The sequence below is a fragment of the Pseudomonas sp. B33.4 genome, assembly GCF_034555375.1.
GTDB lineage: Bacteria > Pseudomonadota > Gammaproteobacteria > Pseudomonadales > Pseudomonadaceae > Aquipseudomonas.
In genome coordinates, this window is the sequence record NZ_CP140706.1 from 3,517,934 (window position 1) to 3,530,991 (window position 13,058).

9 protein-coding genes and 2 pseudogenes are annotated in these 13,058 nt (G+C 59.7%); 10 read left to right on the forward strand and 1 reads right to left on the reverse strand.

Translation table 11 applies throughout. From position 1 onward, the window contains the following. The 3 genes from U6037_RS15385 to U6037_RS15395 are packed head-to-tail and all read left to right on the forward strand — an operon-like array spanning position 1 to position 4,668. Positions 1-2,397: an acyl-CoA reductase gene (locus U6037_RS15385; protein ID WP_322843574.1), complete on the forward strand. Its 2,397-nt coding sequence runs from the start codon at positions 1-3 to the stop codon at positions 2,395-2,397. Between the two features lie 43 nt (positions 2,398-2,440). Continuing rightward, positions 2,441-3,742 (forward strand): phenylacetate--CoA ligase family protein, encoded by a 1,302-nt coding sequence (locus tag U6037_RS15390; protein WP_322843575.1) that lies wholly within the window; start codon positions 2,441-2,443, stop codon positions 3,740-3,742. After that, positions 3,730-4,668 carry a GNAT family N-acetyltransferase gene (locus tag U6037_RS15395; protein ID WP_322843576.1) on the forward strand — a complete coding sequence of 313 codons (939 nt, stop codon included), beginning with the start codon at positions 3,730-3,732 and terminating at the stop codon, positions 4,666-4,668. Before U6037_RS15390 ends, U6037_RS15395 begins: the two co-directional genes overlap by 13 nt. Positions 4,669-4,728: 60 nt before the next feature. Here U6037_RS15395 and U6037_RS15400 read toward each other — a convergent pair whose 3' ends face one another. Further along, positions 4,729-5,256: a hypothetical protein gene (locus tag U6037_RS15400; RefSeq protein WP_322843577.1), complete on the reverse strand. Its 528-nt coding sequence runs from the start codon at positions 5,254-5,256 to the stop codon at positions 4,729-4,731. 379 nt (positions 5,257-5,635) lie between these two features. On the opposite strand from U6037_RS15400, the pseudogene U6037_RS29455 reads away from it, so the two are divergent. From U6037_RS29455 to glgA, 7 genes and pseudogenes are all read left to right on the forward strand, one after another. Then, a pseudogene (locus U6037_RS29455) lies at positions 5,636-6,718 on the forward strand (cache domain-containing protein); the annotation flags it as partial. A 381-nt stretch (positions 6,719-7,099) separates the two neighbouring features. Next, positions 7,100-7,627: pseudogene (locus U6037_RS29460) on the forward strand (methyl-accepting chemotaxis protein); the annotation flags it as partial. 252 nt (positions 7,628-7,879) lie between these two features. Beyond that, entirely contained in the window at positions 7,880-8,326 is a 447-nt protein-coding gene (locus tag U6037_RS15410) for a DUF411 domain-containing protein (protein WP_322843579.1), read from the forward strand. Then, complete coding sequence (locus tag U6037_RS15415) at positions 8,326-8,760, forward strand: YqaA family protein (protein ID WP_322847330.1); 435 nt, start codon at positions 8,326-8,328, stop codon at positions 8,758-8,760. Before U6037_RS15410 ends, U6037_RS15415 begins: the two co-directional genes overlap by 1 nt. Before the next feature lie 87 nt (positions 8,761-8,847). Further along, entirely contained in the window at positions 8,848-9,897 is a 1,050-nt protein-coding gene (locus U6037_RS15420) for an alpha/beta hydrolase (protein ID WP_322843580.1), read from the forward strand. A 13-nt stretch (positions 9,898-9,910) separates the two neighbouring features. Further along, entirely contained in the window at positions 9,911-10,864 is a 954-nt protein-coding gene (locus U6037_RS15425; protein WP_322843581.1) for a D-2-hydroxyacid dehydrogenase family protein, read from the forward strand. Between the two features lie 592 nt (positions 10,865-11,456). Next, entirely contained in the window at positions 11,457-13,043 is a 1,587-nt protein-coding gene (gene glgA, locus U6037_RS15430; RefSeq protein ID WP_322843582.1) for a glycogen synthase GlgA, read from the forward strand. The last annotated feature ends 15 nt before the right edge of the window (positions 13,044-13,058 follow it).

The window sequence follows — 13,058 nt, forward strand, 5'->3', positions numbered from 1 at the left end:
ATGTACCTGATCAACGGAGAACTGCACGCGGACCTCGACCTCGACAGCGCACTGGCAGGGCTTCATCAGACCTTGCCGCAACACCTGAACACGCCGCTGGACAGCGCCACCGTGCTGACCGCAACCGCCCACTTTGCCCGACATCTGCGCAGTGCCGAGCTGCCGCTGGATGACGCACAACGCCAGGCGCTGATCGACTTCTGCCAGCCTCACGCGCTGCAAACCAAACTCAAACGAGAATTGGGCGATCAAGCCGAAACCCTGCGGCGTCTCGATTATCGGCAATCGCACTTTGAACGCTGGAGCCCGCTGGGTCTGGTGGTCCATGTCACACCGGCAAACGCGCCACTGCTGGCGTGCTGCGCGATGATCGAAAGCCTCTTGGCCGGCAACATCAACTGGCTACGTCCCAGCCGCAGCGATCACGGTTTGACGGCCGGTGTGCTGCACGCGCTGGTGCAATGCGACCCTAGCGGTCAGTTGCGCGATCACGTGGCCGTGCTGCCGCTGGCGACGGAGCAGATCGGCCGCTTGTGCAAAATGGCCAATGGCGTATCGGCGTGGGGTGGCGAAGCGGCACTGCAAGCGATCCGCCAACAGCTGCCACCCGGTTGTCGCTGGATCGACTGGGGACACCGCATCAGTTTTGCCTATCTGACGCCAGACGCAGCCTCGCCGCAGGCACTGGAAGCGATCGTCGATGAGGTTTGTCGACTGGATCAACAGGCCTGCTCCAGCCCGCAGTGGTTATTGGTCGACAGCGATGACCCGATCGTTCTGGAGGACATCGGTTGCGCATTGGCCAAAGCGTTCGAGCGACGTGCCGGGCACTGGCCGGCGCTGGTCCCGACGGTTCAGGAAGCCAGCGAAATCAGCAGCCACAGCATGATGACGCGTTTGAGCAGGAGTTTTTCCGGGGTCACTGCGCAGGTCTGGAGTGCGCCGGGCTGGCGCGTTGTCTGGACCCACAATGAGTTGCTCGCGCCCTCGCCGCTGTTTCGCACGCTGCTGCTCAAACCGCTGCCGCGCGAGCGCTTGCCGCAAGCCCTGCTGCCCTGGCGCAACGTGTTGCAGAGCTGTGCGCTGGTGTGCAGCGAAGCACAGATCGCCGCACTGTCGCGCACACTGATTGCGGCGGGCGTCAGCCGAATCACCCCGATCGAGGCGATCCATGACGGCTACGACGGCGAACCCCACGACGGCGTTTACGCACTGCAACGCCTGAGCCGGCGTGTGTCGGTCAGCGTCGCGCCAACGCAGCTGCCCAGCCATATGAGCCTTGATCGGACACCTTGTGCGCTGCCCCCGAGCAACTTGCCGATCACCGATAAACAAGCGTTTATCACTCGGCCGACGACAGCGGCCGCGCAGTTGTTTTTCCGCTCCGGCGGCAGCAGTGGCACCCCGGCGTTGTCGGGATTCAGTTACCACGACTTTCAACGACAAATGCAGGCGACGGCCGACGGGCTATTCGCGGCGGGTCTCGATCCGGGCCGTGACAAGGTGATGAACCTGTTTTTCAGTGGCGGTCTGTACGGTGGCTTTTTCAGTTTTTCCAAAGTATTGGAACTGCTGGGCGCCACTCATCTGCCCATGGGCGCCCCGGCCGACGATGACTACAGCGACATTGCGCAGGTGATCATCGAACAGCGCGTGACCGTACTGATAGGCATGCCCAGCACCGTGCATCGTTTGTTCTTGAATGAGCAACAGCGTCTGAGTCGTTATGGTGCGATTGAAAAAGTCTTTCTCGGCGGTGAGCACATCAGCGATCAGTGTCGCGAATTACTGCAACGCTGCGGCGTCTCCAGCATTCGCTCGGCGGTATACGGCAGTGTCGACGCGGGACCATTCGGGCATGCCTGCGCCGCGACCGGCGATGGTGTGTTTCATCTGATGGACGCTATTCAGCATCTGGAAATTGTAGCGCTGGAGCAGGACGTGCCTGTCGTTGCTGATGAAGTCGGCCGTTTACTGTTCACCTCCAAAGCGCGCGAGGGCCAGCAGGTACAGCGCTATGAAGTCGGTGACACCGGTCGGTGGCTGTCCGGCGAATGCGCGTGCGGGCTGAGTTCACCACGTTTCGAGTTGCTGCAACGGCACGGCAGACTGCTGCGTATCGGCACCGATTTCATCTGCCTGAACGAACTCGCCCGGCACCTGCAAGCGCCGTTTCAGTTACACCTCGATCACGCGCCTGATGGCCTGGAGCGCTTGCTGATTCGCAGCCCCGGCGAGCCTGCCGACATCCTCGAGCAACTGCAGAACTACTCGACGCTGGCCGTTCTGCAGCGCACCGGGCTGCTCACGGTTGAAGCGCAAACCTGCGAGCCGGAGCAATTCCGCAGAAACAGACACAGCGGAAAAGTCCCGTCAGTCATCGACGCGCGCCGTTAAAAAAGCACTATCGCCCACGGCGGCCATTATCCAGGACAACATCATGAACACGACACTTGAGTTAAACGCGCTGGTCACTTTTGCCCGCGAACATTCAAAGTATTACGCCAGACATTTGCATCACATTACCGCGCAAGTCAGCACGCTGGATCAACTTCCGGTCATTGATCCGCAGCACTACTGGGCAAGTAGCCAGAACTTCGATCAATGGCCCGTACTGACGTCAACGGTTGAGCGCGCACTGGTGTTCAAGACCGGAGGAACCTCCAGCGCCGGTAAACTTTCGGCATTTACCCGCGAAGAATGGCAGACACTTGTACAAGACTTCGGCAGCCATCTCGGCCAACAACTGAATCCGGGAGACCGGGTGGCAAATCTGTTTTTTGTTGGCGATCTGTATGCCAGTTTCATTTTCATCCACGACGCACTGGCGCAGGAAACGGCGGGTGTCACCGAGTACCCGTTTACCGGTGATGTCGACCCTTTTGTGCTGGCTGACTCCATCCATCAGCACCGGATCAACGTGCTGGCCGGTGTGCCCGCGCAATTGCTGGCGTTCGCCGGCGTGCTGGAGCGTCAGGCGCAAACGCTGGTTGAAGTCGAAACTGTGCTGTATGGCGGCGAAAGCCTGTTCGCCGGGCAATTGCAGTTATTGCAGCGAGTGTTTCCCAACGCGCGGATCGCCTCCATCGGCTACGCCAGTGTCGACGCGGGCTTCATCGGTGCCACAAGCCGCGATTGCGCCTTGGGTGAACACCGGATGCAGGCCAGCCACAGTCTGTTGGAAATCGTCGACGAACATACCGGAGAAGTGATCGAAGAATGCGACCGCAGCGGGCGACTGCTGATCACCAACCTCACCCGCCGGCTTATGCCATTGATCCGTTACCCCGTGGGTGACCTCGCCTGCTGGCGAGAGCCAGCCACGGCGGCCATGCGCAAGTTTGCCCTGCTGGGTCGCAGCGCCAGCAGTCAGCGCGTGCGGGTGAGCAGCCTGACCCTGCTGGTCGAGGACATCGCCCGTATCGTCCAGCGCACCACCGCCAGCGACGACTGGCAACTGGTCATCAGCCAATCGGCAAACGTCGATGTCTTGCGTCTGAAGTGGGTGCCCGACGGCATCAAGACCGAAAGTGCTGACGCCGGCACATCGCTGCACCGTGAGTTGATCGAGCATTACCCGCTGATGACGCAACTGTGCGTTGAGGGCCAACTTGAATTGCAGGTAATCCATTGCACAACCGATGAACTCGCTCGACATCCGCGCTCCGGCAAGCGACAACGAATCGTCGACCTGCGCATCTACGACACCCAACGCCCGGAGCAACGCCCATGGACAACATGACGCTGCGCAGCTATCGACGCACCGACGCCGGAGCTGTCAGCCGTCTGTTCCGGAAAATCTATGGTGATCATTACGTGCAGCCACACGTGTATTTGCCGTTGATGATCAACCAGAACCATGGCGATGGGAGCTGGCATTCACTGGTGGCGGAGTCCGGCAAAAAAATGCTCGGTCACGCCACGCTATGCAGAAACCCCGGATCGCCTACCGCGGAACTGGCATTGAGTGTGGTCCATCCGTCGACCCGCGGGCAGAACATCGCCACGCAGTTGGGCACTCGGCTATTGATCCATGCGCAAGCGCTCGGCTGCCAAGGCGTGACCATTAAACAAGTGACGCAACACCCCTACACACAACGCATGGCTGACCGGCTCGGCTTCTGCAGCAGCGGATTGTTACTCGACTACGTTCCCTCGCCGTTTGGCGAACTGCTGCCGGAGTCCATCGTCATTGGCTACACGCCGATTGATGGCTACCGCCGCCCGCTCCCGGCACTGCCATGGCCGCAAAGCTGTGGCGATTTCATGGAGCATCTGTGCGGGGTATACGGGACACAGGACAAGGAGACTCCCTGGGTGGGACCGCCGATCCATGTCGAGCCCTGTACCGGGCGCTATGACGTGATGCTGAAAAAACTCGACAGCAGCCTGCTCAAGCAGCTTCGACAATTGCCAGCACACTGGATGATTTCAATAAGGCTAAGACTTGCAGCGGGGTTTGCCAGCGCCGTGGAAGACCTGTCGGCAATGGGGTTCATCTTCACCGGGATTGCCCCGAATGATCGCTGCGCGGGTTGGCTGGCGTTGTTTCATCGGGGCTATCGCCCGCGTTCGCTGGAGTTACATTGCCCGCACATGCAGCGTTTGCATGATCAGGCACAATCGCAAATCGCAGCGCCCGCCAAAGAGGCGTCGCCGCCATCTTGAGCAATGGCTGAGCCGTCAACCTTCGCCCGTTCAAGCCTGAACGGGCGACAACCAACGAGCTTATGCCTTGGACTTGATGCCTTGGTCCACCGGCTTCGCCACGTTGCCATCACCATAGGTCTTCAGATTCTGCAGGACGTAAATCGCCTTCTTGAACTCGGGAATCAGATTTTTTCCGTAGGCGTTGCCATTGAGTCCGTTGGACTGAATAGCGTCGAGCTGGGTAGCGAAGTATTCCAATGCGTTGAATTTGGCATCGATGTCCTTGGTCACGCCAAAACGGTCGAACTTGTCGCCGGCGTTCTTCAACGTAAAGGAAGTGATCTCGGAAATCAGCCCGCGGCTACGCAGCATCTCGCTCAGATTGCCCAATTGTTTGACTGAAACGTTCGCTGGATCGAAACCCTTGATCGCCTTGCGCAAACCCTGCTTGTCCATTTCGGCGGTATTCAGCGCGTTGGGATCATTACCGACCAGGGTCAGCATCTGCTGCACCTTGACGCTCTGGGACACTTGTTTCTTTGCGCCGGTGTCGCGCACCAGTAGTCCTGCCTTGGCCTGCCAGCCGCCGACAATACCGATCGTCATGAAAAGACTCCCTGTGAAATGACCTGAAATATCCGTGTGAACGGCATTAATGGCCGCGAGTATCGACGGGCGAACTGATGGCACCAACCTCTTTCTGCACTTTTTTACAAATCTTGTACATTCTCGATACAAAAGCTCAACGCCCCGCAAACCCTGATCCAGAGCTGTCATCACAATGAAATGAAAATGGCTTTTTCTGCCAGTCTCAGGCGATGACCAGCACTTGTGTATCGAACCCGATACCGACCAGTCATCGGCACTCAGCCTTTTTAGGACGCAAGTACCTAAAGCTTCGCGGCGTAACGACGATACGTTGTGGATACCCGCACTGTTTTACCCCTGCCCCCTAATAAGAAACGCTGCTCAAGGACCGGTCTCCATGCCCGCATTCCGTACTATTTCGGCTCGCTACACGCTGTTTCTGGTTCTGTTCATCCTGCTGTTGTCGGTGTTGACCGTGGTCGGCATCAGCCAATTGGTCGCCCCCAAACTGCGTCAAACCGAAGAACAAGTCGTCCTCAACCGCATCGCCGAAGTGGCCGAGCAGATCCAGGGCGAGCTGAACAAAGTGCAGGCGCAACAGCGCAGCATCACCCAGACCATCCCGCTGCTCGATAGCGCCGCCATCGACACGGTGCTGCCAGGCCTGGTCGATCAGTACGGCGAGTTGAAGGTCTTCGGTGGTGGGATCTGGCCGCTGCCGGGGCAGCGTGAGGCCGGGCGCAACAAATTCAGCACGTTCTGGCACCGCGATGCCTCAGGCAAACTGGCGGTGAACACGTTCTGGAACAGCGACGCAGCCCCCAACTATTACGATCAGAGCTGGTACAAGGGCGGCATGGCCACGCCACGCGGCCAATGTGCCTGGGCGGCGGCATACAAAGATGACGCGAGTGCCGAGCCGCGCACCAACTGCGCCATGGCCATCCAGAAAAATGGCAGTGCCTGGGGCGTGTCGACCATCGACGTCACCCTCGGCTTTTTCAACGATCTGGTCGCGCGCAAGGAAAAAGACCTCAACGCCGAAATGCTCATCGTTGAAGCCGACGGCAAGATCATCAGTAATAGTTCGCGCATCAGTGGCCCGATCGTGCTGAAGAACATCAGCGAACTGGCCGGCACCTCAACCTTTGCCAGCCAGGTCAAAGCCGGCCTGCAAAACCGCGATCAGGCGCAACGCGTCGAGTTCGGTAACAACGGTGAGGCCAGCACCTTCTTCATGCGGCCGATTGAAGGCACGCCGTGGTTCCTCGCCACCGCCCTGCCGACGAAAATGCTCACGGCGCAACGTGATGACGTTCTCAGCACCTTGAGCCTATTGCAGATTCCACTGGTGATCCTGCTGGTGCTGTTGCAGGTCTATGCGATTCGCCAGTTGGTGCAGCGCATGAAAGCGTTGAAAGCCAACATCGACCTGCTGTCCAGCGGCGATGCCGACCTGACCCGGCGCATCACCATTCGCGCCGAAGACGAACTCGGCGCCATTGGCCATTCGGTGAACACCTTCATCGCCTATCTGCAAAACATGATCGGCGAAGTCACCCAGGCCACCGGCGCCATGGCATCGAGCCTCGACAACCTGCAACGCACCTCGGCACACACCAGCCAGATCCTGCTGCGTCACGCCTCGGAAACCGACCAGACCGTTACCGCCATCACCGAAATGAGTTCGACGGCAGAAAGCGTGGCGCAGAACGCCGCTGAAACCGCCGCTTTCACCCAGCGCGCCAATGAAAACGCCGACCGTTCGCGCGTGGTAGTGGGCGAAGCGACCAACAGTGTCGTGGCGCTGATCGATGAAGTCGCCAGCGCTACACATAAAGTCGAAAACATGCAGCAGGACGCCCAGCGCATCACCGAGATTCTCGGGGTGATCGGCGCGATTGCCGGGCAGACCAACCTGCTGGCGCTCAACGCCGCCATCGAAGCAGCACGCGCCGGTGAACAGGGACGGGGCTTTGCCGTGGTTGCCGATGAAGTCCGCGCCCTCGCCGCCCGCACGCAGGCCAGCACTTCGGAGATCAACGAAATGTTGACGCGTCTGACGCAGGGTGTGAGCTCATCGGTCAGCGCCATGGAAAACACCCAGGCCAGTTGCCAGTCTGCCGCCGACGCCACCGCCCGGGTCAACTCGGGCCTGGATGAAATGGCCGGTTCCGTCAGCCACATCAACAGCCTCAGCACCCAGATCGCCACCGCTGCCGAACAGCAAAGCGCGGTGACCGAAGAGATCAACCGCAGCATGGTGCAGATCCGCCACATGGTCGATGAACTGGTGCAAAGCGGCAAAGCCAGCGAGCTCAACACCCACCAGTTGCTCGAGGCCAACAGCCGGGTGAGCGCGATCATGGGACGTTTCAAAGTCCGCTGATTCATGCAGGGGTTTCTGCCAGTCAGATAACCCCTGTGGGAGCGAGCCTGCTCGCTCCCACAGGGTTCGATGGCGTTCACACCATTGCCACCTGACAGATTTGTCATCTCGCGCTCAGCAACCTGTCAGCCGTGATCTACGATCATCCTGCCAATCCGTTTTGCAACAACTGGAAACATTGCGTTGATGACCGGCGGAAAAAACCGGTCAAAATGCGTGCTTTCCGATCGTCACCCGAGCCGAGAATCCGCTATGCGAACCCACCTGCGTCTGGCCGCCCTGAGCGCCCTGTTCATTTCCTCCCTGGCCCAGGCCGCTGATCTGATCCCGATCGAAGTGCACCGCGATGCCAATTGCGGTTGCTGTAAAAAATGGATCAGCCACCTCGAAGCCAACGGCTTCAAAGTCGACGATCACGTCGAAAGCGACATGAGCAGCTTCAAGCAACAACATGGCGTGCCGCCGCGTCTGGCGTCGTGTCACACCGCAATCATCAATGGCAAGTTCGTCGAAGGCCATGTGCCGGCAGAGCAAGTGCTGGCCCTGAGCAAGCGTGATGATCTGCTCGGTGTGGCCGCACCGGGCATGCCGATGGGTTCGCCGGGCATGGAAATGGACGGAATGAGCGATGCCTATCAAGTGATCGGCCTGAAAAAGGACGGTGCTGATGTGGTGGTGGCGGACTACCCGGCCCATTGATCGGCGCGGCTTACTTCGGGCTGTTCTTTGCCGCGTTCGGTGCAGCGACATTGTTGCCACTGCAGTCCGAGGCATTGTTGGTCGGTTTGATTGTCAGCGAACGCTACTGGGTGTGGGGCCTGCTCGCCGTGGCGACGCTGGGCAACGTACTTGGCTCACTGATCAACTGGTGGCTGGGTTGCCGGCTGGAACGATTTCAGGATCGACGCTGGTTTCCGGTCAGCGCCAGACACATGGCCACCGCACGCAACCATTACGAGCGCTATGGCCACTGGTCGTTGCTGCTCAGTTGGGTGCCGATCATCGGCGATCCCCTGACGCTGATTGCCGGGGTCATGCGCGAGCCGCTCGGGCGCTTTCTATTGATCGTCTCCCTGGCCAAAGGTGCACGTTATGGCGTGCTGGCCATGCTCACGCTGGGCTGGCTCGGTTGAACGATCAGGCGCGGGGATTGCCTGTGTTTAACGTCGCCATAATCCAGCCGTTCCAGCATCGGCCGATTTCAAACGGAGTTTGACCTTATGTCTGTCACGTTTTCCCGTTGGCTCCCCTCCCTGCTTCTCTGCGCCGCCCTGCCCCTGTCTGCGCAGGCTGCCGCGCCAGCCGAAGCAACGCCTGAAGGCCCGGCTTACGGCCCGGAACTGCAAGGTTTCGAATACCCTTACACGCTTAAACACTTTGCTTTCCAGTCGCAGGGCAAATCCCTGCAGATGGGTTACATGGACGTCGCCGCTCATGGCAAAGCCAATGGCCGCACCGTGGTGCTGATGCACGGCAAGAATTTTTGCGCAGCCACCTGGGACAGTTCGATCAAGGCCTTGAGCGAGGCCGGTTACCGGGTGGTTGCACCGGATCAGATCGGCTTCTGCACGTCGAGCAAACCGGACAACTATCAATACAGCTTCCAGCAACTGGCAACCAACACCCAGCAGTTGCTCAAGGCGCTGGGCATTCAAAAAGCCACACTGCTCGGTCATTCCACCGGCGGCATGCTCGCCACCCGTTATGCCTTGCTGTTCCCCGAGCAGGTCGAGCAACTGGCGCTGGTCAACCCGATCGGCCTGGAAGACTGGAAAGCCCTCGGCGTGCCTTACCGCACGGTAGATCAGTGGTATCAGCGCGAACTGAAAGTCAGCGCCCAAGGCATTCGTGATTACGAACGCACCACCTACTACGATGGCCGCTGGAAACCGGAGTTCGACCGCTGGGTAGACATGCTCGCCGGCCTGAGCAAAGGCCCGGGCAAGACACAAGTGGCCTGGAACTCGGCGCTGATCTACGACATGATTTTCACCCAGCCGGTGTACTACGAGTTCAAGGACCTGAAGATGCCGACCCTGCTGCTGATCGGCACCTCCGACACCACCGCCATCGGCAAGGACCTCGCGCCACCTGAGGTAAAAGCCAAAATCGGCCATTACGAAGTGCTCGGCAAACAAGTGGCCAAGCTGATCCCGCAGTCGACGCTGGTGGAGTTTCCCGGCATGGGCCACGCGCCGCAAATGGAAGAACCGGCGCAGTTCCACAAAGCCCTGCTCGGCTGGCTGAATAGATCCAATCCCGTTAGTTGATGGGGTAAGGCTGATGGCGGTGCAGATTGCAGTGATCGATGACTGGCAGGACGTGGCCCGCGACGTGGTCGACTGGTCAGTGCTCGATAGCCTTGGGGAAGTGACGTTCGAGCACGATTACCCGGCCGACAACGCCACACTGGCCGAGCGTCTCGGCCGCTATCAGGTGATCTGTGTGATGCGCGAGCGCACGCGGTTCGATGAAGACCTGCTCAAGCGCTTGCCCAATCTTGAATTGCTGGTCACTGGCGGCATGCGCAACGCGGCGCTGGACATGCAGGCGGCAGCAAAGCTGGGCATCAAGGTCTGCGGCACCGACAGCTACAAGCATGCCGCGCCAGAGTTGACCTGGGCACTGATCATGGCCGCAACGCGCAATCTGGTGAATGAAGCCAACTCCCTGCGCGCTGGTCATTGGCAGCAAGGTCTGGGCGGCGATCTGCAGGGCAAGACCCTCGCCATTCTCGGTCTGGGCAGCATTGGCCAGCGCGTCGCGCAGTTCGGCCAGGTGTTCGGCATGCGAGTGATCGCCTGGAGCGAAAACCTCACCGCCGAACGGGCTGAACAGGTGGGCGTGACGTACGTGAGCAAGCAGGCACTGTTCGAGCAGGCCGATGTGCTGTCGGTGCATCTGGTGCTCAGCGAGCGCAGCCGCGGCCTGGTCGATGCGCAGGCGCTGGGCTGGATGAAACCGACGGCCCTGCTGGTCAACACCGCGCGCGGGCCGATTGTCGATGAAGCAGCGCTGATCAAGGCGTTGCAGAAACAGCAGATCGCGGGGGCCGCACTGGACGTGTTCGAGCAGGAACCGTTGCCGGCCATGCACCCGTTTCGCACACTGGCCAACGTGCTGGCGACGCCGCATGTGGGCTATGTCAGTCGGCAGAACTATGAACAGTTCTTTGCGCAGATGATTGAGGATATTCAGGCTTGGTCTGCTGGGGAGTCGGTTCGCCTGTTGAATTAAACCAATGCTTTGATGATAGGGTGAATTCACCATCGTCATCGCGAGCAGGCTCACTCCTACAGGGGAACGCATTTCAATTGTAGGAGTGAGCCTGCTCGCGATAGCGTCATAACAGTCACCCCATCAACAAACTGCCCGCACCACAACAGTGCGACCGCCCTTCCCGCTAGCACAAAATCGTGACCGAGCAGTCACTGTTTTGGCCCTCTCTTGCCGAAAAACCTGCACTTCGTCGGTGCGTTTTCCTCTCCAGAGCACGGTTTCCGTTAACGGCAAACCGATTGTCGAACAATTTACCCATTTGCTCTGGCCCGCTCTAGGATCTGGCCTAGACTGGTTTTTTCGGGGTACGACCTGTCGGTCACATTGCGGAAAAAAACTCGAAACTTTTGCCCAAAGCGGCGGGTCATCTGAAAGGCAGGGCCAAAGCGACTGGTGCAATCCTTGCAAAGGCCTCTACACCCATTCTGCTTGCGCGTGTTGGGTAGCGTTTGCTCACCGATGCGTGGCGCGTTTGCGCCCGGCCACAGGATGTGGCCATGGACATCACTTGTTCCAGACAAGAATCAGATCAACAAAACGGGAGTTACATATGATCAGTGCGGCATTGGATATTCAGGGAGAGCGTGCTCAGCAGGCGGTTGGTGAATCGAGCACCGTTAGTGTTCCCAGCAGCCGACAGATCAACGTCCCCGGCACCAAAACGCTGACTCCGGTAGCGAGCCAGAACCCGAACAAAAAGAAAGTGCTGTTCGTCACCTCGGAAATCGCCGACCTGGTGAAAACCGGTGGTCTGGGTGACGTCTCCGCTGCCCTGCCCCGCGCCATGGCCCATCTGCACGATGTGCGCGTGCTGATCCCCGGTTACCCGCAAGTGATGCACAGCGAGAACCCGATCCACATCATCGGCGAACTCGGTGGCCACGCAGCGCTGCCGCCGTGCAAGATCGGCCGCATGGACATGCCCGACGGTCTGGTCATCTACGTGCTGATCTGCCCGGAACTCTACGAGCGCGAAGGCTCGCCCTACGGCGCCAACAACGGTCGCGACTGGCCGGACAACCACATTCGTTTCGCCCGCCTCGGTCTGGCCGCTGCCGACATCGCCGCCAACCTCGCACAAATCCACTGGTGCCCGGATCTGGTGCACGCCCATGACTGGCCGGCCGGTCTGGCCCCGGCTTATATGCACTGGCGCGGGCAGCGTACGCCGACCCTGTTCACCATTCACAACCTCGCTTATCAAGGCGTCACCAGCCTCGGTTCCTGCCCTGAACTGGGGATTCCCAACCATGCCCTGCAACAGGAAGGCATGGAGTTCTACGGCAAGATGTCGTTCCTCAAGGCCGGCATGGCCTATTCGAGCCACATCACCACGGTCAGCGCGACCTATGCGCAGGAAATCACCACCCCGGATTTCGGCTGCGGCCTCGACGGTTTTCTCGCCGCCAAGACCCAGCAAGGCTTGCTCAGCGGTATCCCGAATGGCATCGATGAGAGCTGGGACGCTGCCACCGATCCGCACCTGTTCGCGCCATTTGCCATTGGTGACTGGGAAGGCAAAGCGGTCAACGCCGCGCACGTGCGTGAGCTATTTGAATTGAATGACTCTGAAGGCCCGCTGTTCGCCGTGGTGTCGCGACTGGTCTATCAGAAAGGTCTCGACCTGACGATCGCGGTATCCGAGTACATCGTTGAAAACGGCGGCCAGATCGCGATCATCGGTCGCGGCGAACCGGAAGAAGAGCAAGCCATGCGTGAACTGGCGCTGCGCTTCCCCGGCCAGATAGGCGTGCGCATCGGCTTCAATGAAACCGACGCCCGCCGTATGTTCGCCGGCAGCGACTTCCTGCTGATGCCTTCGCGTTACGAGCCTTGCGGTTTGAGCCAGATGTACGCCCAGCGTTTCGGCTCGCTGCCGGTGGCGCGCAACACCGGCGGGCTGGCCGACACCATTGAAAACGGCGTCACCGGTTTCCTCTTCGATGAATCCACCGCCGAAAGCTATCAGGAAGCCCTGAGCCGCGCGTTCAAGGTTTTCGCGTTCCCCGAACTGCTCAATGCCATGCGTTGCCGGGCGATGGCGGCGCCGTTCAACTGGTGCAAAGCGGTTGAACCGTACGCCGAACTCTACGAACGACTGGTGGCCAAGGCACTGGGTAAAACGCACCACAAGTAACCAGGGAGGTTTGCC

Excerpts from the sequence above, each read along its gene's own strand:
- U6037_RS15385 (WP_322843574.1), top strand. The coding sequence starts at position 1 with ATGTACCTGATCAACGGAGAACTGCACGCGGACCTCGACCTCGACAGC.
- U6037_RS15390 (WP_322843575.1), top strand. The coding sequence starts at position 2,441 with ATGAACACGACACTTGAGTTAAACGCGCTGGTCACTTTTGCCCGCGAA.
- U6037_RS15395 (WP_322843576.1), top strand. The coding sequence starts at position 3,730 with ATGGACAACATGACGCTGCGCAGCTATCGACGCACCGACGCCGGAGCT.
- U6037_RS15400 (WP_322843577.1), bottom strand. The coding sequence starts at position 5,256 with ATGACGATCGGTATTGTCGGCGGCTGGCAGGCCAAGGCAGGACTACTG.
- U6037_RS15410 (WP_322843579.1), top strand. The coding sequence starts at position 7,880 with ATGCGAACCCACCTGCGTCTGGCCGCCCTGAGCGCCCTGTTCATTTCC.
- U6037_RS15420 (WP_322843580.1), top strand. The coding sequence starts at position 8,848 with ATGTCTGTCACGTTTTCCCGTTGGCTCCCCTCCCTGCTTCTCTGCGCC.
- U6037_RS15425 (WP_322843581.1), top strand. The coding sequence starts at position 9,911 with ATGGCGGTGCAGATTGCAGTGATCGATGACTGGCAGGACGTGGCCCGC.
- glgA (WP_322843582.1), top strand. The coding sequence starts at position 11,457 with ATGATCAGTGCGGCATTGGATATTCAGGGAGAGCGTGCTCAGCAGGCG.